This window comes from Bordetella tumulicola (assembly GCF_965138755.1).
In the GTDB taxonomy this organism is placed as follows: domain Bacteria; phylum Pseudomonadota; class Gammaproteobacteria; order Burkholderiales; family Burkholderiaceae_B; genus Bordetella_A; species Bordetella_A tumulicola.
On record NZ_CBCSFP010000007.1, the window covers coordinates 13 to 19,589 of the forward strand.

General features: G+C 60.2%; 16 protein-coding genes. 11 read left to right on the forward strand and 5 right to left on the reverse strand.

The features are described from left to right. Positions 1–66 precede the first annotated feature (66 nt). Positions 67–1,509, reverse strand: coding sequence for a pyruvate kinase (gene pyk, locus ACNAZS_RS17130; protein ID WP_415791476.1), 1,443 nt, complete (start codon positions 1,507–1,509; stop codon positions 67–69). Between the two features lie 175 nt (positions 1,510–1,684). Here pyk and ACNAZS_RS17135 point away from each other — a divergent pair, with 175 nt between their 5' ends. Continuing rightward, the gene (locus ACNAZS_RS17135) at positions 1,685–2,827 is read left to right on the forward strand and encodes a glycerate kinase (protein ID WP_415791478.1); all 1,143 of its coding nucleotides are present in this window, start codon (positions 1,685–1,687) and stop codon (positions 2,825–2,827) included. A gap of 43 nt (positions 2,828–2,870) precedes the next feature. On the opposite strand, the gene rsmA is transcribed toward ACNAZS_RS17135, so the two are convergent. The 3 genes from rsmA to ACNAZS_RS17150 are packed head-to-tail and all read right to left on the reverse strand — an operon-like array spanning position 2,871 to position 7,599. Continuing rightward, complete coding sequence (gene rsmA, locus ACNAZS_RS17140; protein WP_415791480.1) at positions 2,871–3,659, reverse strand: 16S rRNA (adenine(1518)-N(6)/adenine(1519)-N(6))-dimethyltransferase RsmA; 789 nt, start codon at positions 3,657–3,659, stop codon at positions 2,871–2,873. 17 nt (positions 3,660–3,676) lie between these two features. Continuing rightward, positions 3,677–5,227 (reverse strand): peptidylprolyl isomerase, encoded by a 1,551-nt coding sequence (locus tag ACNAZS_RS17145; protein WP_415791482.1) that lies wholly within the window; start codon positions 5,225–5,227, stop codon positions 3,677–3,679. Continuing rightward, positions 5,224–7,599: an LPS-assembly protein LptD gene (locus tag ACNAZS_RS17150; protein ID WP_415791484.1), complete on the reverse strand. Its 2,376-nt coding sequence runs from the start codon at positions 7,597–7,599 to the stop codon at positions 5,224–5,226. The genes ACNAZS_RS17145 and ACNAZS_RS17150 overlap by 4 nt, the downstream gene beginning before the upstream one ends. A 200-nt stretch (positions 7,600–7,799) precedes the next feature. Between ACNAZS_RS17150 and ACNAZS_RS17155 the strand changes: the two genes are divergently transcribed. The 3 genes from ACNAZS_RS17155 (at position 7,800) to ACNAZS_RS17165 (ending at position 10,400) form a co-directional block, all read left to right on the forward strand. Continuing rightward, positions 7,800–8,840 (forward strand): aminoglycoside phosphotransferase family protein, encoded by a 1,041-nt coding sequence (locus ACNAZS_RS17155; RefSeq protein ID WP_415791486.1) that lies wholly within the window; start codon positions 7,800–7,802, stop codon positions 8,838–8,840. After that, complete coding sequence (gene murU, locus ACNAZS_RS17160) at positions 8,840–9,574, forward strand: N-acetylmuramate alpha-1-phosphate uridylyltransferase MurU (RefSeq protein ID WP_415791488.1); 735 nt, start codon at positions 8,840–8,842, stop codon at positions 9,572–9,574. The genes ACNAZS_RS17155 and murU overlap by 1 nt, the downstream gene beginning before the upstream one ends. Before the next feature lie 130 nt (positions 9,575–9,704). Then, complete coding sequence (locus ACNAZS_RS17165) at positions 9,705–10,400, forward strand: DUF6776 family protein (protein WP_415791937.1); 696 nt, start codon at positions 9,705–9,707, stop codon at positions 10,398–10,400. A gap of 72 nt (positions 10,401–10,472) precedes the next feature. On the opposite strand, the gene ACNAZS_RS17170 is transcribed toward ACNAZS_RS17165, so the two are convergent. Then, positions 10,473–11,123 (reverse strand): OmpA family protein, encoded by a 651-nt coding sequence (locus tag ACNAZS_RS17170; RefSeq protein WP_415791490.1) that lies wholly within the window; start codon positions 11,121–11,123, stop codon positions 10,473–10,475. Between the two features lie 384 nt (positions 11,124–11,507). On the opposite strand from ACNAZS_RS17170, the gene ACNAZS_RS17175 reads away from it, so the two are divergent. From ACNAZS_RS17175 to ACNAZS_RS17205, 7 genes are all read left to right on the forward strand, one after another. Next, positions 11,508–12,350, forward strand: a complete 843-nt coding sequence (locus ACNAZS_RS17175) for an ABC transporter permease (RefSeq protein ID WP_415791938.1) — start codon at positions 11,508–11,510, stop codon at positions 12,348–12,350. A gap of 4 nt (positions 12,351–12,354) precedes the next feature. Further along, positions 12,355–13,407, forward strand: coding sequence for an ABC transporter ATP-binding protein (locus ACNAZS_RS17180; protein WP_415791492.1), 1,053 nt, complete (start codon positions 12,355–12,357; stop codon positions 13,405–13,407). A gap of 11 nt (positions 13,408–13,418) precedes the next feature. Beyond that, positions 13,419–14,297: an ABC transporter permease gene (locus ACNAZS_RS17185; protein WP_415791494.1), complete on the forward strand. Its 879-nt coding sequence runs from the start codon at positions 13,419–13,421 to the stop codon at positions 14,295–14,297. 32 nt (positions 14,298–14,329) lie between these two features. Continuing rightward, positions 14,330–15,577, forward strand: a complete 1,248-nt coding sequence (locus tag ACNAZS_RS17190; protein ID WP_415791496.1) for a metal-dependent hydrolase family protein — start codon at positions 14,330–14,332, stop codon at positions 15,575–15,577. 36 nt (positions 15,578–15,613) lie between these two features. Then, complete coding sequence (locus ACNAZS_RS17195) at positions 15,614–17,230, forward strand: amidohydrolase family protein (protein WP_415791498.1); 1,617 nt, start codon at positions 15,614–15,616, stop codon at positions 17,228–17,230. Next, positions 17,220–18,302: a CobW family GTP-binding protein gene (locus tag ACNAZS_RS17200; RefSeq protein ID WP_415791500.1), complete on the forward strand. Its 1,083-nt coding sequence runs from the start codon at positions 17,220–17,222 to the stop codon at positions 18,300–18,302. Before ACNAZS_RS17195 ends, ACNAZS_RS17200 begins: the two co-directional genes overlap by 11 nt. A 102-nt stretch (positions 18,303–18,404) precedes the next feature. Beyond that, positions 18,405–19,460, forward strand: a complete 1,056-nt coding sequence (locus ACNAZS_RS17205; protein WP_415791502.1) for an ABC transporter substrate-binding protein — start codon at positions 18,405–18,407, stop codon at positions 19,458–19,460. Positions 19,461–19,577 lie beyond the last annotated feature (117 nt).

Here is a 19,577-nt window from a genome sequence, read left to right on the forward strand (position 1 = left end):
GGCCGGCGTGGCCTTTACACGGCGGACAGCGGCGTCTCAAGAACTGCCACTCACCGCAAGCAAAACCTACTCGACAACGAGAATTTTCATGCCATTCGTCCCACCGCTATCGCGATAAGAATCCCCTTTGGTGAGGATTACCCAGTCGCCCTCTTGCACGCGTCCGCGCTTCTTGAGTTCATCGATCGCGGCGTTGCTCAGATCTGCGGGGTCGTAGGCGGTCGGGTCGAACGGGATCGTGTAGACACCACGAAAGAGTGCTGTTCGATGCTGAGTTTCGCTGTGTGGGCTATAGCAGTAGATCGGTACGCCTGAGCGGATGCGCGACATGATGAGCGGGGTGTGCCCGCTTTCGGTCAGCGCGATGATGGCCTTGACGCCCGGGAAATGATTGGCGGCGTACATGGCGGCCAGGGCGATGGTCTCGTCGCAGCGGGTAAAGGTTTCGCCCAGGCGGTGGTGCGAACGCGTCGTGGTGGGGTGTTTTTCTGCACCCAGGCATACGCGGGCCATGGCTTGCACGGCTTCGACGGGGTACTGGCCCGAGGCGCTCTCCGCGGACAACATGACGGCGTCCGTGTAGTCCAGGACGGCATTAGCCACATCGGAGACTTCGGCGCGTGTGGGCAACGGACTGGAGATCATTGACTCCATCATCTGCGTCGCCGTGATCACGACCTTATTCAGCGTGCGCGCATGTTGAATGATGCGCTTCTGGATGCCGACCAGTTCGGCATCACCGACCTCTACACCGAGGTCGCCGCGAGCCACCATGACGCCATCGCTGGCGCGAATCAATGCGTCAAGGGCCTGGTCGTCGACGACAGCTTCGGCGCGTTCGATCTTGGCGACGATCCAGGCACTGCTGCCTGCCGCTTGTACCAACTGTCGTGCTTCGTCGATATCGCTGCCGTAACGTGGGAACGACACGGCCACGTACTCGAGTTTCAACTCGGCGGCAACGAGGATGTCAGCGCGGTCTTTGTCGGTCAGGCTGGGGGCCGACAGGCCGCCGCCGCGTCGATTGATACCCTTGTTGTTCGACAGGGGGCCACCGACGGTGACGGTGGTGTGCACCGCGTCATCGACGATATGATCCACGACCAGCACAACACGACCATCGTCGAGCAGCAACTCATCGCCCGGCTGACAGTCTTTGACTAACTCGGGGTAGTCGATGCCGACGATGGACGTATTGCCCTCGTCGTTGGGATGGCTGTTCGACAAGATGAATTTATCGCCCGTGTGCAGGACGATTTGCTTGTCAGTGAACCGTGCGATGCGAATTTTAGGGCCTTGCAGGTCGCCCATCAGAGCGACATAGCGGCCTTGTTTGGCGGCGATGTCGCGCACTAAACGTGCACGTTCGCGATGGTCGTCGGCGGTGCCGTGCGAGAAGTTCAATCGCGCCACATCGATGCCCGCACGCACCAACGCTTCCAGCTGTTCTGGCGTTGATGTGGCCGGCCCCAGCGTGGCGACAATTTTGGTGCGACGCAATACGGACATAAATGACCTCTCTCTCGAAACGACGAATACGGTATGGTACGCCGGCCTCCGACATTGCAGGCAATCAGGTACCTAACAAAGTCTCACGGCTGCGCGGGTATTATTAACATCTTTCATTGCAAACTCTACCCTACCGCTTTCCTCGTCCCTCTCTCTGCTATCTACGATCATCCCCGTGAAAATTGTCATCGCCCCCGATTCGTTTAAAGAAAGTCTTTCTGCGCCCGACGCGGCTGCGGCTATCGAACGCGGTATTAAGCAAGCCTACCCTGGCGCGCATACCGTGTGTGTGCCGATGGCCGATGGTGGCGAAGGCACCGTCGAGGCCGTCCTGGCCGCTGCCGGCGGGCAATGGCGGTCGACCACTGTGCGCGACGCGTTAGGGGCATCGCGGGATGCCGCGTGGGGCTGGCTCGAGGACAAGACAGCAGTCATCGAAATGGCGGCCGCGGCCGGCCTGGAGCACACGCCACCGGATCAACGCGATCCGCTGCGCGCCAGCAGCGTGGGGGTTGGGCAACTGTTGCGTGCGGCGCTGGATGCCGGTGCGCAGCGCATTATTCTGGGTCTGGGCGGGTCGTCGACCAACGATGGCGGAGCGGGTCTGCTAAGCGCATTAGGCGTGCGTTTTCTGGACCAGGCGGGTCAAGACTTGGCCCTTGGCGCAGCAGCGTTGGCCGACCTGGACCGTGTCGACACGCAAGGGCTGGATCCACGTCTCGCCCAGGTTCAACTCGACATCGCATCGGATGTCGACAATCCGCTATGTGGCCCACAAGGCGCGTCGCATATTTTCGGCCCCCAAAAAGGCGCCTCGCCAGAGCAGGTCGCGTTCCTGGATAAATGTCTGGGTCGATTGGCCGATGTCTGCGCCCGCGACTTGGGACGTGATATGCGCGACGCGCCGGGCGCGGGTGCGGCGGGTGGATTAGGTTTTGCGGCGCACGCTTTTTTGAATGCGCGCTTTCGTCCCGGTGTCGAGGTCGTGGCAGAGCTCGGCCGGCTGGCACAAGCCATGGAGGGCGCCACGCTGGCCTTCACCGGCGAGGGTCGCATGGACGCCCAAACGTTACGCGGCAAAACGCCCGCTGGGGTCGCCCGTATTGCGCAGCGAGCGGGGGTCCCAGTGATCGCATTGGCGGGCTCGTTGGGAGAGGGCTATCAAGACCTGCATGCCGGGGGTATCACCGCCGCCTTCAGTCTGGCGCCGGGGCCGATCAGCCTGCAACACGCCTGCGACAACGCTGCACAGTATTTGTCCGACCGTGCCCGCGATGTTACGCAACTGTGGTTGGCAGCCAGCAAGCGCATGCTATAGGGCGGCAATGCCTGCCGCCACATCGTCCGTCCCGACCAGGGCTTTAGGCCGAGACGACACCCGCCTCGACCAGCGCATCAGTCATTTTGATGAACTTGTCGACAGAAATTTCCTCGGCGCGCGCGGTTGGCGCAATGTCAAGTGCCTCCCAGGGTACGAGTGCCGCCCAGTCCCCCAGCGCGCGCCGCAGCATCTTGCGGCGTTGCGCGAAGGCTCGCGCCACCACTTTTTCCAATGCCGACTCGCTGATAGGACGCACGCGGTCGATGGGCAACGGCACCATACGCACTACCGCTGACACGACACGCGGAGGGGGGTCGAAAGCCTCCGGCGGCACATCGAACAGTTTTTCCATGCGATAGCGCGATTGCAGCATGACCGACAAGCGCCCGAAATCCGAGCTACCCGGTGTGGCCACCATGCGATCAATGACCTCACGTTGCAACATGAAATGCTGATCGCGCACCGTATCGGCGGCGGCCATCAAGTGAAAGAGGAGCGGGCTGGAAATGTTGTAGGGCAGATTACCCACGACGCGCAGTCCGGCCCCCAGGCTCGCGAAATCGACCGTCAGGGCATCGGCTTCGATTACGGTCAACCGTTCGGCGGTGTGCTTGCCGCGCAACCGCGCGGCAAGATCGCGGTCAATCTCGACCACGGTCAAATGCGCCAGACTACGCAACAGGGGCTGCGTCAATGCAGACAACCCCGGCCCGATTTCGACGACGTGGTCATCCGATGCGGGCGCGATGGCCCGCACGATGCCTTCAATCACACTTTCGTCGGTCAGAAAGTGTTGTCCGAAACGCTTGCGCGCCTGGTGCTTGCTCATGGATGCACTCGAAACGCTTAGCGATTATTTTGGTCGTCGGCCATCTGTTTTTCGAGGCGATTATCGATATATGCCCCGGTACGCAGTTGTTCGACCCAGTCTTCGAACGCAGGCTGAGCACGGCGTTCGAACAGGATCTGACGGGCCTGCATGCGTTGCAAGTCGTCGCTGACATCGTGCTCACGGCGTTCTTCGACCTGAATCAAATGCCAACCGAATGGCGACAGCACGGGTTCGCTGAGGCCACCCACGGGCAGTGCGTTCATGGCCTGTTCGAACGCAGGCACCATCTCGCCCGGATTCACCCAACCCAAGTCACCGCCTTGCGGCGCATTGCCGTCTTCGGAGTACTGGCGAGCCATATCGCTAAACGAAGCCCCTCCGTTGATGACGCGCTGACGAATTTGCTCCAGTCGCTGACGGGCTTGATCGTCGGTCATCACGGCGGAGGTTTTGACCAGAATATGACGCGCATGCGTTTGCGTCACTTGCACCGGCCCTTGCTGCGTGGGCATGCCTTGGCCCGGTTGAGGAGCCACGGCGGGACTTTGCGGCGCTGGCTGCTGAGCAGGCTGAGCGGGCGCCCCGCCGGCGCGATCGAGCACCTTCAGGATATGAAAGCCGTTACCGCTTTGAATCACATCACTCACCTGTCCGGGCGACAGCGAAGCAATCGCCTGAACGAACAGGTCAGGCCAACCGTCCATCGGACGGGCGCCCATCACACCGCCTTGCAGTGCCTCTGGGCCATCCGACGTTTCGGCGGCCAGACTCGCGAAATCACTGCCCTTTTTCAGACGCGCGAGGACGCTTTCCGCTTTTTTACGCAACTCGGCGACCTCTGAGGAACTGGCGCCCTCGGGGACGCGGATCAGAATCTGCCCCAGTGCGACTTGCTCGGGTCCGGACTGTGCGCGTGCCTGCGGCGCACGCTGCGCGGGTGAGGGCGCGGAGGGCGCGGAGGGCGCGGCGCCCACCGCGGGATTGTTGGCGCGATCTTTCAGGAATGCGTCGACCTCGGCATCGCTGATGACGATGTTCGAGTCCACCGCGCGCTGGCGCAGGCGATTCATACGCAGATCATTGGATAAGGATTTGCGGTAATCCTCCCATTTCACGCCGGATTTTTCGACCTCAGCCCGCATTTGCTGTGGCGTTATACGATTGCGTTCGGCAATACTGGCAATGGCCTGATCGATCTGCCCGTCATTGACGCGGATCCCCAGACGGTCCGCCTCTTGGGTCTGCACGCGCTCGATGATCAGGCTTTGCAACACCTGGCGCCGCAGGATATCTTGAGGCGGCACCTGAATACCGCGCCGCTGCAGATCTTCGATAGCGCGTTTTGAGGCGCTATCGACCTCACGCAGCGTAATGACGTCTTTGTTGACCACTGCGGCAATGCCATCGACAAACTGATCGCCCTGCTTGGCGGATTGCGCGGCGGCGGGCTTGACCGACCCGCGGGTCGTAGGCTGCTGCGCGTAGGCGACAGGCACAGACGCGCATGCAGTCAAGACCAACAGGTTACCGGACAGCCGGCGCAAAGTGTGCAAGCTACGCATCATTCATACCTTTCAAATGTCGTGCCCTGAGGCGTCTGCGGCGTCACAGACTGATACCCAGGAATACTCTTGTTCAGCAGGCTCATCGGGTCTGTGCCCAATGAACCCAAACCGCTCAATTCCAATTGGAAAAACAGCGCGGTGTTGGTGTCGGATGCTGACACGGCATAGCGCTGGAACACTACCCGGCCCGTCCAGCAGCAATCCCCCTTGTACTCGACGCCGGCGATCGCCTGCGTCACGCGGGAAGACTCGTTGGCCGACGTATCCGTTGCTTGTTCAGAGCCCAACGAATAATCGATCCGGCCTACACCGTACCACCGTTGTGTAAATGGCCATTGGAATGCCAGACTGATTTGGTTCTGGCCGCGCGGCTGATAAATCCCGGTGTCCGGTAGCGGATTGCGCTGATAGCGATACGATAGCGCCACCGAGGTCAGGCGTTGCGGCCGCCACCGGGCACTGATCAGGCCACGAGACCAATTGTTGTCGTAGGGATCGTACTGCGCCGCGACCGCGGTGCTGAGTGTATCGGTCAGCGCGGCGCTCGCCGCCACCAGAAAGTCGGAGCGCACATTACGGTCTTCGCGTGGGCTTTCACCCGGTAATGTGACGCGTTGATCTTCGAAATACAGACGCTGCGCCGCCGACAATGACAACCGCTCAAAGCCACTATCCGCGTCGAGCCAACGGGTGGTCAATGCGGCCGTCAACTGGTTGGCGTTAGCAATACGATCCCAGCCACCCGTATAAATATTTTCTTCGAACGCCTGCTCGAAACTGAAATTCGCCAGCGTGGTGTCATACACCGGGAGCTTGGACTGGTCCCGATAAGGCACGTTCAGGTAATACAGTCGAGGCTCCAATGTCTGGATCGAGTCGTTGCCAAATAGCGTGGTGTCCCGCTCAAACACCATGCCCGCATCCACCGAAAAAATCGGCAGGGTGCGCGACATATTGCTCTCGTTCTGATTCAACCGATACCAATCGGTCTTGTATTGCGTATGGTGAATGCCGGCCTTGGGAACCACGAACCAGCCTGGACGCACGATCGGGTAGGACGCCGTCAAATAACTTTGCAACCGATCTCCGTCCGGACCCAGGCGCTCGTCGTTGAGCAAGGGCCGTTCGAAACGCACCGCCGTATTGGTCCACTCGACATCGAAGCCATTGGCGTCATACCGCGAGCCCTTCAGGTAGAGTTCGGGGACTTTGTTGTAGGGCGGCGCGAGCAGTGCGTCTTCGTCCTGCAGGGTCTGGTACTTGTAGACCTGGGCATAGGCATTCCAGTAACGATCGCTCCAGCCCACCCGGCCACGCTGCGGCAAATACGTCGTTGAAGCCTCGTTCAGGCCCAATGTGGAAAAATCCCGAAAATAGTCGTTGTCGGAAACCCTGGCATAGTCCCAATCGGCGGAAAACCCGTTCCCCAGCAATTGCTGGTGCCGCGAACGGAACATCCAGCGCCGGTCCCCCGTGTCCTGGTCACGGGACATATACGTACCAACCATGTCACCCGAATAGGACTGGCCCATATACCGGAACTCGGCGCCCAACTGCGGGCCGCGTTTGCTCAGATAGCGGGGCTGCAGCGTCAAATCGTAGTTGGGAGCCAGATTGAAGTAATACGGAATGGACAGATCCAGGCCGCTATTACTGGTCAGCCCGTACGTCGGCACCAAAAAGCCTGACTTACGTTCTTTTTTGACCGGAAACGTCAGATACGGCAATCCGAACAACGGCACGTCCTTGAAATACAGCACGCCATTGCGGGCCACGCCTTCGTTTTCGTCGAAATCGAGATCAGCGCTATCAGCCTCGATGTACCAGGACGGATTGGGGCACGGGCAGCCACTGTACTGCACGTTCGTCAGCCGCATTTGCGAACGACTGAAAATCTCGGCCTGATCCGCACGCGCCGTACCGCCATTCGCGCCGATCCAGAAATTCGGCGATTCGATCTCGCCGCTATCCGTATCCATATTGAACTGTGCCGCTGGACCCGTCACGAGCGTGCCGCCACGCATCATGCGCACACTGCCCTGGAGGTCAGTCGCACCGGTATCGTTGCGATAGTCGATCTTGTCGCCCTTGACCACCCCGTCTATACGACGCACCTCGGCGTTACCCGTCAACGTCACATTGGCATTCGGGTCGCCCTGGATATGATCGGCCTGCAAATAAGACGGCACGCTATCGTCAGGCGGGTTGTGCTCCTGCAGGCCTGTAGAGCTGCGCAGTTGGGGCGTCGCGCGCAAAGTCGGCGCTCCAGTCGCATTGGCCTCGGCGGGCAAACGCGTTCCCTGGCTGCCCTGCGCATGGACGGCACCGGCCAAGCTGACAGCAGAGAGGATCAACCACCGGACCATACTCACCGTAAATGCACGCCTTATTGATAAAAAACACCCGCCCCGATGCCAATCTGCACGGCGGCGATAATGACCCGGACAGGACATACACATTCGCATGCATGTCAGGAGGGGCGACCCGGTATTATAGAGAAGCTGAGCATAACGTTTTTAACAGAACACGCCCGGCAAGCAACCAAACCCTACCGTATTGCGAGACGGCCCCCTTGAGCACCGATCACGACCCCCGCCTGACCCAGGTCCAGACTTGGCTAACGACCCTGCCCGCCGAGTTGGCATTGGCCCCCGAAACCCTGCAACCGGCCTCTAGCGACGCTAGTTTTCGACGCTATTTCCGCATTCGCGCCGGCGCACGCACGGCCATTATCATGGATGCGCCCCCGCCACACGAAGACGTCCGCCCGTTTCTGCACGTCGGCGACCTGTTGCGGGAAACCGGGCTGAACGTTCCCGAGATACTGGCGCAGGCCCCCGACCAAGGCCTGCTATTGCTATCGGACCTGGGACACGACACCTATTACCAACGCATCCAGGCGGGCCTGCCCGACGATCAGTTACAAAATCTCTACCGCGAGGCCCTGGCCGCACTGGTGCGCATGCAACAGGCGCGCACCGAGGGGTTATCCGCCTATGACCGCCCCCGTCTGGCAGACGAGCTTGAGCTCTTCCCGCAGTGGTATGTCGAGCGGCATCATGGCGTGCAACTCGACGACAAGACCGCGACGGCGATTCAGCACATTTTTGGCCTGCTGTCCGATGCCAATGCCGCTCAGCCGCCCGTATTGGTGCATCGCGACTTTCACTCGCCCAACTTGATGGTCTGCGACGACCCCGCTTTCGGCCCGAACCCCGGCATTCTGGATTTCCAGGACGCCCTGGCCGGCCCCATTACCTACGACCTGGCCTCGCTGGTCATGGACGCACGCACCACCTGGGAAGAACCGCAACAACTGGACTGGGCCATCCGCTACTGGGAAATGGCGCGTGCCGCCGGTTTACCCATCCATGGCGATTTCGCCGATTTTCATCAGGCTTATGAATGGATGAGCCTGCAACGCAACCTGCGTATTCTGGGTGTTTTCGCCCGCCTGCATCACCGCGATGGCAAGCCGGTCTACCTGACACATATCCCGCGCGTCAATGCCTATGTGCGACAGGTCGCGCAGCGCTATGGCGTCTTCAAGCCCCTGCTTCGCCTCCTGGATCGACTCGACAATCGCGAAGTCCAAGTGGGGTATACGTTCTGATGCATGCAATGATTTTGGCAGCCGGACGCGGCGAACGCATGCGTCCCCTGACCGACCACACACCCAAACCATTGCTGCCGGTCGGTGGAAAACCCCTCATCGTCTGGCACCTCGAACGGCTGGCCGCGGCCGGCATACACCAAGTGGTGATCAACCACGCCTGGCTGGGCGAGCAACTACCTGCCCAACTGGGTGATGGCAGCCGATACAACGTGCGCATCACCTATTCCGCGGAAACCCCGCCCGCCCTGGAAACCGCAGGCGGCATCGTCCAGGCCCTGCCCTTTCTCGGGCAAGCACCTTTTCTGGTCATCAATGGCGACATCTGGTGCGACTGGGACCCTACCGAGGCGCAAACCCGGGCGCAGGAGCTCAACGCCGCCCAGGCCGAGGCGTGGCTGTTACTGGTCGACAACCCCGAGCATCATCCCAAGGGCGACTTTGTCCTGTCCGCCCAAGGCCGCGTGTTGAGCGATGACACGGCGCCCGCGGGTCAAGCCGGCATCTCGGGTACAGCCGGGGCATCCCAACGGTTGACCTTTGCCGGGATCGGCCTGTACCGTCCCAGCCTGTTTGCCGCCTTGCCCGCGGCCACCCCCGCCCCGCTGGCACCGTTGCTGCGCACCGCCATGCAGCGCGGCACGGTTCTGGGCACTCATCATCGCGGCACGTGGACCGACGTCGGCACCCCACAACGGCTGGCCATGCTGGATGCGCGACTGAGCACCACCTAGCCTGCGCGACGGCGGCAATACGCAACTAAATTTGTCAGCCGTAACCTGAGCTACGATACAAACGTTATTCTTTACCGATTTTGGCTCGTCACAGCCAGCAACACACGCACACAAGGTTTTAAGCATGGGGATGTTCGGACGCTCGCAACGAGCCACTTTCAAGCCGTCGGTCTATAACCCCGGCAAACGCGCTCGCCGGATGCCGCGTTGGGTTTTTTTGATGTTGATCGGCGTCGGCCTGGGCGCAGGCGGCGTATTATTTTTGCAAGCCAACTACGGACCGCCTCGCTTAACGATCGAGCAATCCGAGCAACTGCAGTCTGAACTGAACGCGGCCAATCTCGAGCGTCAGCGCCTGCGCACGCAACTCGGCGAGGCCACGACACAACGTGACAGTAGTCAGGCCGCTCAAAAACAGGCGACGACTGAACTGACGGCAGCGCGCGAGCAGCTTCAGCAACTCGACAAAGCGCTGACGGTTTTCCAGAACGTGGTCCCACCGGATCCGCGCGGCACCGACATTGGCGTGCGCTCCGGCCTGTTCAGCCGCGCCCCGGGCAAACTCAGCTACCAAGTGCTCTTGATGAGGGACAGCAAAGGCCCCGAATTCAAGGGCACATTGCGATTGACCGTAGAGGGCGTCTATCGCAATGGGCGCGCGGGCGCGATCGATCTGCCTCCCATCGATATCACACTGAATCACTACCACGTGGCACAAGGCACGGCAGAGGTGCCCGAGGGTCTTACCCCACGCTCGATACGCATCCAGGTGATGGATCCCAGCGACCGCCAGCAAGCCATGCGCGTGTACTACGTGCGCGGTTAACCGATCTATCGTGGCGGGCACGTAAGGCCCNCCACGGCATTCACAGCCCGCCCCTGTCGGCGGGCTGTTTTCTTACTGCGGCTTTACCGCGTACAAGTAAACCTCGACGCGCCGGTTTGCCGCACGGCCTTCGGCGGTTCCGTTATCCGCGATCGGGTCACGGGCGGCACGGCCTTCGATGCTCATGCGATTCTGAGCCACGCCCTTGCCGGCCAGATAGGTGGTCACGCTACGAGCGCGCTTGTCAGACAGGGTCTGGTTATACGCGGCGGCACCCGTGCTATCCGTATGGCCCACCACTTTCGTGCGCAGTTCCGGGTGCTCTGTCAGCGCACGCGCCACACTATCGAGCACCGGCAACAGCGCGGGTTTCAGTACGGCCTTGTCCGTGTCAAACGAGACGTTGCTGGGGATATTGACCTTCAGGCTGCCATCGGGCATTTCGACCACGTCAATCCCGAGCGACGACGCGCCAGATTGCTGCACATCTTTCTTGACGCCCGACCAGTTGTAGCCGATCAGGCCGCCGGCCACAGCGCCAATACCCGCGCCAATCGCCGCCCCCTTGCCATTGCCGATCAAGGCCCCAATCCCAGCGCCAGCCGCAGCACCGGCGCCCGTGCCGACCGCGGTATTGGTTTGCTGTTGCGTCGCACAGCCGGCGGCTAACGCAGCCACCGCGATCAACGTCGCGATACGGGGAAATATTCTTTTTGCTTGCATGACAGCCTCCAATAACGCCCATGAATGGCGCAAATTGACATAACCGGGTCAGCCCGGCGTGATGATGCTAGCAAGACCGCATGCACCATCCGTGACATTCTGCGTCTGATTCGCTGCCAAATGCAAAAAACATCACAAACCCGAACTCGACCGCCTGACGCGAGGCCTGCAAGAAATCGCTATGAATGCAACGGCGCGACGGGTTTACCCCCCGCAAATTATCCGGAGTACAACCATAGGGGCTAATACGGATATCAAAGGTTGCCCTAATTAATTAGCATCGGTTGCATCTTTATTGGTTTGGTGCAACCAGGTGTGTCGCATGGATTTGCAGTAGGCCTCTTGAAACAGGTAAATGAATTGCAAACCCCCGCCAGCGCTGACATGCGCATTGCCGCCACTCTTGGCTCTCGCCGTAAACCACGGACGCCTTGGATCACATGGCTGCATCGCATTTTTATCGTCGCGATGTACCTTTTCATGCTCAGCCCATTGATTTTTGTCGTGTGGCTCAGCTTCTTCAAAGACGCCATTCTCTATTTCCCGCCATCGGGTTATACCTTCTCCTGGTATCACAAGGCAGTCACCGATTCCGCCTTTGTCAATGGGTTCATTACCAGTCTGCAGGTGGCCGCCATCGCCTCGATTTGCGGCGTGACGCTGGGCGTGGCGGCATCACTGGGCATCATTCGTTATGCCTTCAAAGGCAACAACCTGATCAACACGCTGCTGCTTTCCCCGCTATTGGTGCCCGGCATCGTCGCGGGTGTCGCCATCTACCTGGCCTATTTGCAGGTCGAGAATTTTCTCGACATGGACGTCGTCGGTACGTACGGCGGACTGGTGCTTGCCCACATCTGCCTGACCATCCCCTGGACGGTACGACTGGTCTCGGCCAGCATGCACGGGCTCGATCCCTCCATCGCAGAGGCCGCCAGAAACCTGGGGGCCAATCCACGGATCGCATTCTGGCGGGTTACGCTGCCCATGCTTCGACCCGCCATCGTCGCGGCTTCGCTGTTCAGCTTCGTCGTATCGTTCGAAAACCTCGAACTCTCACTCTCGCTGGTGGGCCCCGGCCGCACCACGCTCCCGATTGCGATCATGCAATATCTCGAATTCAACCTTGACCCGACCATTGCGGCGGTCTCGGCGATCCAGATTTTGCTGTTGGGTATCGTCATGCTCGTGACCGATCGCTTCGTAAAACTCAGTCAGGTGGTTTAAAACAATGGCAAAAGTCTCTATAGAGCGGCTTAAAAAGACGTTCGGCTCTGCCGTAGCAGTCTCGGATTTTTCCCTCGACATCGCGGACGGCGAACTGGTCGCTTTTCTGGGCCCCAGCGGCTGCGGCAAAACCACCACCTTGCGCATGATCGCCGGGTTCATCCCGCCTACGGCCGGCACTATTCATATCGGCGACGACGACGTCACCCATATGCCAGTACACAAACGCAATACCGGCATGGTGTTTCAGCGATATGCGCTGTTCCCCCACATGACCGTCAGTCAAAACGTCCTGTTCGGTCTGGAAATGCACAAAGTCCCCGCCGCCGACCGCGACAAACGGATGCGCGCTGCGCTGGACATGGTGCGCATGTCCCAATTCCATGACCGCTATCCGCGTCAACTCTCGGGCGGGCAACAACAACGCGTAGCAATCGCTCGTGCACTGGCCATCCAGCCTCGCGTATTCCTGCTGGATGAACCCCTCTCCAACTTGGACGCCAAACTACGCCTCGAGGTCCGCGAAGAAATCCGCGAACTACAGCGCAACCTGGGACTGACTACCATCTTCGTCACCCACGATCAGGAAGAAGCCCTGGCCATTGCCGATCGCATGGCCATCATGTACGACGGCAAGGTCCAGCAAATCGGCTCGCCCGAGGCGCTCTATGAGCGGCCCGCCAATCTGTTCGTCGCGGACTTTCTGGGGCGAATGAATTTCTTCGACGGCAGTGTGGCCGAGTCGGGCAGGTTCATCACGCAACACCAGCGCGAAATCGTTATTGACGGAACCGATCGCAGCATCAACAAAGTCGGCGTGCGCCCGGAGCGCGTCATGCTCTGCACCCAGCCCCAAGGGCCAAACGTGCTGGCCGGCACCATCGACAATGCCATTTACCTGGGATCGATCATCGATGTACGCGTACGCCTGGATTCGGGCGAGTCGGTCAGTGCCCAAATATCGAACCGTGGCGGCGAGCATATTCAGCACCTGGCCGAAGGCGCGCGCGTCCATGCGTGCTTCGACCCGGCGGACTGCGTGCTGTTCAGCGAATAAGGCGACACACCATGGATTCCGCTGAAAAAAGCGCGCGCCAGAGCCGGCGCATGGGCGCCAGCCTGGCGTTCCCCGCCTCGCTCATGGTCTTGATCGTGATGCTCGTGCCCATTCTGATGTTGTTCCGGTACAGCTTCAACCACTTCGATAATGCAATGATGGTCGAAGGCTTCACGCTGGACAGCTATATCAAATTCTTTAGCGACCCGTACTACCGGGCGGTCTTCCTCGATACGGTTTATGTCGCGGGCCTGTGCACCCTACTGTCATTAGTGCTGGGCTTTCCCGTCGCCTATTTCTTGGCAAAATCCCAAAGCCGCTACAAAAGCCTGTTCATCATCTTGCTGGTGTTCCCGCTGATGGTGGGCAACGTCGTACGCGCGGCAGGCTGGATGATCATTCTGGGCAACGCCGGTTTCGTGAACTATTTCCTGCAGTTATTTGGACTCATCGACAAGCCGCTACAGATGATGTACACGCCATTTGCCGTCATCGTCGGCACCACGGGCGTCGTGCTGCCGTACTTTATCCTGACCCTGCAAAGCGTCCTCGAAGGCATCGATTTTGCCGTCGAAGAGGCTTCGCAAAGTCTCGGCGCAAATTTTTTCGTGACCTTTTATCGCATCGTCCTGCCCATTGCCGCCCCCGGTGTCGCGGCGGGCACCGTGCTGGTTTTCATTCTGTGCATGAATGCCTACGCGACTCCGGTCTTGTTGGGCGGGACCGGCATCACCATGATGGCGCCGGCCCTGTATGACCAGATCACCAAGGCCGCAAACTGGCCGTTCGGCGCTGCGCTGGCCCTCGTGCTGGTCGTTGCCACGCTGGTCATGGCTACCTTGTCCAACTGGTTTATCCATCGTCGCTACGTCAAGACGATGGTGTCCTGATCCTTTTTTACCGAATACCAGGAGCACCCTCAATGTCCGCTGTGCTATTTAAAAACGGGAATTTGCTGGATCCCACCCAGCCCGAACTGCAAGAGGGCTACGACGTCCTCGTCGAAAATGGCCTGATCAAAGAGGTCTCCGACAAGCCCATCACTGCGGCATCGGCCAGAGTCATCGATGCCAGCGGCAAAACCGTCATGCCCGGCCTGATCGATCTGCATGGCCACGTGATGGCCACCCAACTCAACCTCAGCAGCCAAGGTGCCCTGCCGGATGCCCTGGTGATGATGCGCGCCGTGCCTATCATGGCGGCCATGCTGCGCCGTGGTTTCACCACGCTACGCGATGCCGGCGGTGCGGGCTGGGGCCTGAAATGCGCGGTCGAAGAAGACACCGTGATTGGCCCGCGGTTGTTCATTTCCGGACGCGCGCTAAGCCAAACCGGCGGGCACGGCGATCCCCGCCAGCGTTCGGACCATCTTCGCCCCATGAGTTACTGCGGCTGCTGTTTCCGAGCCGGTGACATCGGCCGCGTCGTCGACGGCGTCGACAACCTGCGCCGCGCCGTGCGCGAGGAATTCCAAATGGGCGCCGATCAGATCAAGATCATGGCCTCGGGCGGCGTCGCATCGCCCACCGACCCCATCGCGGCCTACGGTTATTCCGAGGACGAGATTGCCGCCATCGTGGCCGAGGCCCGGGGCCGCCAGACCTATGTCATGGCGCACTCGTATACCGCCGAGGCCATCGAACGCGCCGTACGCAATGGCGTGCGTACGATCGAACACGGCAACCTGATCGACGAGCGCGTCGCCAAGCTGATGGCAGAAAAAGGCGCCTACGTGGTACCCACCCTGATCACCTACGAGGCCCTGGCCAACGAAGGCGCCTCTTATGGTTTGCCCGCCGATAGCGTCGACAAAATCGCCACCGTCCGCACGGCGGGCCTGGCTTCGCTGGCGCTCTATAAGCGCGCCGGCGTCAAGATGGGTTTCGGCTCTGACCTGCTCGGCCCGTCACAACGGCTGCAAAGCGACGAATTCCGTATTCGTGCCGAGGTCCTCCCGAACTTCGAGGTCCTGCAAAGCGCCACCCTGATCGGTGCGGAAATTCTGAATATGCAGGGCAAACTCGGCCAGCTCATCGAAGGCGCCATCGCCGACGTGCTGGTGGTCGATGGCAACCCCTACAAAGACATCAATTGCCTGCTCGGCCAGGGCGACCACATTCCGCTGGTCATGAAAGCCGGACAGATCTATCACGACGAGCTCGCAGCCTGATCCTCATCCCCGACACTGATTTGATTAAGGAACCCCATGTCCAAGCCCGACAATCCCTATATCAACTCCCAGCCCGGCGAGGAAATGGGGGACATGAATGCCAGCAAAGGCTGGAAGCCCCCGGTCCCTGCCACCCGCCGTGACCGAGGCGACGGCCCCTTCAAGCGCTTGGTGCTGCGCGGCGCCACGATCATCGACGGCACCGGCGCGCCGCCCTGGGGTCCGGTCGATATCGTGATCGAAAATGAACGTATCGTCGCCCTCATTGGCGTCGGCGCCTCGCTGGACACGATCAACCCCGACCGCCGCCCCGCCGCGGGCGATCATGAAATCGACTGCCACGGCAAATTCGTCATGCCGGGGCTGATCGATTCGCATGCGCACATCGGCACGCCCTATCACTCGATGTGCGATGTAGAGCCGCCCGCCGACTACATCTACAAGCTCTGGTTGGCGCACGGCGTTACCACCGTGCGTGAAATGGGCGGGCTCAATGGATTGGGATACACGCTGCAGCAAAAAGACGCCTCGGCCAAGAACGAGATCGCCGCGCCGCACATTCTGTCGTACGCCTATTTCCCTGCCGTCAACGATCGCGTCAAAACCATCCACACTCCCGATCAGGCGCGCGACTGGGTCCAACGCCTGAAAGCTCGTGGCGCTGATGGCATCAAGTTTTTTGGTGCCCCCCCGACCATCATGCAGGCCGCGCTGGACGAGGCCGCCAAGGTCGGGCTGGGCTCCGGTTGCCACCATGCACAAATGGCCGTGACCCGCGTCAACGCCCTCAAGTCCGCCCAATGGGGCCTGACCAGTTCCGAACACTATTACGGATTACCCGAGGCCCTGTTCGAAAATCAAGTCGTACAGAACTACCCCACCGACTACAACTACAACGACGAATACTTTCGCTTCGCGTTGGCCGGCCAGACCTTCAAGCAAGCCGCGACCCCCGGTAGCGCAAAGTGGAAATCCGTCATGGACCAGTTCCTGGAATTGGGCCATACGTTCGTTCCCACCTTCAACATCTACGACGCCAATCGTGATCTGATGCGTGCGCGCCGCGCCGACTGGCACGACGACTACACCTGGAAAGCCGTCTGGAAATACTTCCAGCCGCAACGCGGTGGCCATGGTTCCTACTGGTATCGCTGGAGCACCACCAACGAAATCGAGTGGAAAGAAAACTACCGCATCTGGATGCAGTTCATCAACGAATACAAGAACCTCGGCGGCCGTGTTTGCGCCGGCAGCGACAGTGGATTCATCTTCCAGATATTTGGTTTCGGTCTGATTCGCGAACTGGAACTACTGCAAGAGGCCGGCTTTCATCCCCTGGAGGTGCTGCGTAGCGCCACCTCGCAAGGCGCCGAACTCCTCGGCGTCAGCGAGGACCGTGGTTCGGTCGATATCGGCAAGCGTGCCGATCTGCTGATTCTGCAAGAAAACCCACTCGAGGATTTCAAGCTGCTGTACGGCACCGGTGCGCTGCGACTGAACGACGGCACGGGCAAACCCGAATGGCGTCGTGCGCTGCAATACACCGTCAAATCCGGCGTGGTCTATGACGTCGACCAGTTGCTGGCAGACGTGCGCGCGCTCGTGAACGACGGTTGGGGCGACGACAAAAACAGACCTCCCTATGTCCGCTGATTTCGCCGCGAATGCTGCCGAGACCCAATCGGCGGCACCCTCCCCGGGACACGCCGCCGAGACATCGACGCGACGCATCGACACGCCCATTGAACTCATTATTCTTGCGGGCTTTCTGGGCAGCGGCAAGACCTCGCTGCTCGTCGATCTGCTCCAGGGCGACGACCGCGGAGAAACCGGCGTCATCGTCAATGAAGCCGGTGAAATTGGCATCGACGGTGTCATTGTGGAAGATGGCTCGCAAAACCTGCCGGTCACCATGCTAGCCAACGGCTGCGTGTGCTGCTCGCTGCGCAGCAGTCTTGTCGATACGGTGATGGCATTGCTCGACGCCCCCAGGCCGGCGGGTCGCGCGCCGTTAAAACGCATCGTCCTGGAAACCAGCGGGCTATCGCGCCCCGGCCCCATCATCGCGTCCCTGGCGGATCCACTGCTCAGTGCACGAGGCCTGCGCGTATCGGTCATCAGCACCTACGATTGCGAACGGGGTTTGCTGAACATCGAGTCCTTTGACGAGGCCGCCGCACAACTAGCGGCCGCGCAACGCATCGTGCTGACCAAAGTCGACTTGGTCGCACTGGAAACCCTGGAACAGCATCTCGGCACCATTCGTGGCGTCAACCCGTTCGCACAGATCGTCGCCGAGACCGATCGCGCCCTGGCCGTGCAGCAAGCCTTCACCATTGCGTCCACCAACGATCCGGTTGATCTCGCGCTACGGGCGATATTTTCTCCCGACACTCGCGCGCTGGCACATCCCCGCATTCACGTGCTGAAAGGCACGCTGCGCGACGTCACAAGCTGGGAAGACATGTCGATCTGGCTGGATGACCTGGCAGGTTTGTGCGGTGATCGTTTGCTGCGAGTCAAAGCGGTCGTCAACACAACCGACTGCGACGAACCTATACTGATTCAAAGCGTCGGAACCACCTTCGGCATGCCGCGCAGATTGATGCAGCGCGTCAACACCGAAGACATCTGCGTCGTCATCACGCGCGACATTGATGCCACGGCCATCAATACCGCGTTTCCCGACGCGCCGGTCGCACTGGCCGCGGCCGCCTGCGCATAATCAAACCGTCGGATAACTCGGCCATGCGCACATTTCTTCCATACATTTTCTCTTTTCCCCGGCAGGATGCTCTGCACCCATTCCATTTCTACAGAGGGCACTATGCATAAGCACAATCTCCATCGACGCGGTTTTATCAAACAGGCAGCGGGCCTGGCCATCGCGCCGGCCCTGCCTCTGATCCCTGGCATGGCGCATGGCGCCTCGTCCAATGTTGTTGTGGGTACCTGGGGCGGCGACTACCAGAACCTGCTGCAGAAATTCATCAGCCCTATCGTGAACGCCCAAGGGATCGACGTCGTCTTTGATACGGGTAACGCCACCGCACGTAACACCAAGCTCAAGGCTGAACGCAATTCGCGACGCGGCTCCATGGATGTTGCACTACTGGGCGATCTGGACATGTACGACGCTAGCACCGCGGGTGTGCTGGAACCGGTCAGCGTAGACAACGTGCCCAATCTCGCAAATGCGATCGACACCTTCAAGACGCCCTATTCCATTCCCCATATTTTCAGCGCCATGGTGCTGGTCTATAACAAGGACAAGGTCACCACGCCTCCGCACTCATTCAAGGATGCGTTGGACCCCAAGTACAAGGGCCGTGTGGGGTTCTCCGACATTCTCTTCAATTTCAACACGCTGTTTGTCGGCCTGGCCGAGGGTGGCAATGGCACCAGCTTCGAACCTGGCTATAAGTTCCTGAAAAAACTCCAAGCTAATTCGCCCAAGGTGTTTCCCTCGAACGAAGCCGTCGCCGCCGCTTTCAAGTCGGGTGAAATCTGGATCGCGTGCATGTGGAAAGCGCGTGCCCTGCAGTGGAAAGAAGCCGGCCTGCCACTGGAGTTCGTCATCCCCGAGGAAGGCGCCATTCCCGTGACCTTCGAAGCAGCCGTACCGAAAAACAGCCGCAATAAAGATGCGGCGTGGAAATACATGAATGCCCTGCTCGATCCGGCAGGCCAAGTGCACTTCGCCGACACCATGGGCTACGCGCCAACCGTTCGCAATGCATCCTTACCGCCCGAACTGCAGGCGTCGGTGGGATTCACGGAGCAAGAGCTGGCGCGCATTCACTCCTATGACCTGAAAGCCCTGGCCAGTCAGCGCTCCGCCAGCCTGGAGTTCTGGAACAAGGAGTTCAAGGCGGGGCTGTAAGGGGTTTTTAGTACCGTGGCGAGCGGTGGGTGCTTGCCACGGCTGTGCGTTTGTACCGCGGGCTCAGTGGCTACGCTGGCCTAATAGAAACGGCTCGGCCCAACCAGGGGCCTCGGC

Bases quoted from the DNA above. Each gene is read 5' to 3' on its own strand.
- pyk (WP_415791476.1), bottom strand. From the start codon at position 1,509: ATGTCCGTATTGCGTCGCACCAAAATTGTCGCCACGCTGGGGCCGGCC.
- rsmA (WP_415791480.1), bottom strand. From the start codon at position 3,659: ATGAGCAAGCACCAGGCGCGCAAGCGTTTCGGACAACACTTTCTGACC.
- ACNAZS_RS17145 (WP_415791482.1), bottom strand. From the start codon at position 5,227: ATGATGCGTAGCTTGCACACTTTGCGCCGGCTGTCCGGTAACCTGTTG.
- murU (WP_415791488.1), top strand. From the start codon at position 8,840: ATGCATGCAATGATTTTGGCAGCCGGACGCGGCGAACGCATGCGTCCC.
- ACNAZS_RS17165 (WP_415791937.1), top strand. From the start codon at position 9,705: ATGTTCGGACGCTCGCAACGAGCCACTTTCAAGCCGTCGGTCTATAAC.
- ACNAZS_RS17170 (WP_415791490.1), bottom strand. From the start codon at position 11,123: ATGCAAGCAAAAAGAATATTTCCCCGTATCGCGACGTTGATCGCGGTG.
- ACNAZS_RS17175 (WP_415791938.1), top strand. From the start codon at position 11,508: ATGCGCATTGCCGCCACTCTTGGCTCTCGCCGTAAACCACGGACGCCT.
- ACNAZS_RS17180 (WP_415791492.1), top strand. From the start codon at position 12,355: ATGGCAAAAGTCTCTATAGAGCGGCTTAAAAAGACGTTCGGCTCTGCC.
- ACNAZS_RS17185 (WP_415791494.1), top strand. From the start codon at position 13,419: ATGGATTCCGCTGAAAAAAGCGCGCGCCAGAGCCGGCGCATGGGCGCC.
- ACNAZS_RS17190 (WP_415791496.1), top strand. From the start codon at position 14,330: ATGTCCGCTGTGCTATTTAAAAACGGGAATTTGCTGGATCCCACCCAG.
- ACNAZS_RS17195 (WP_415791498.1), top strand. From the start codon at position 15,614: ATGTCCAAGCCCGACAATCCCTATATCAACTCCCAGCCCGGCGAGGAA.
- ACNAZS_RS17200 (WP_415791500.1), top strand. From the start codon at position 17,220: ATGTCCGCTGATTTCGCCGCGAATGCTGCCGAGACCCAATCGGCGGCA.
- ACNAZS_RS17205 (WP_415791502.1), top strand. From the start codon at position 18,405: ATGCATAAGCACAATCTCCATCGACGCGGTTTTATCAAACAGGCAGCG.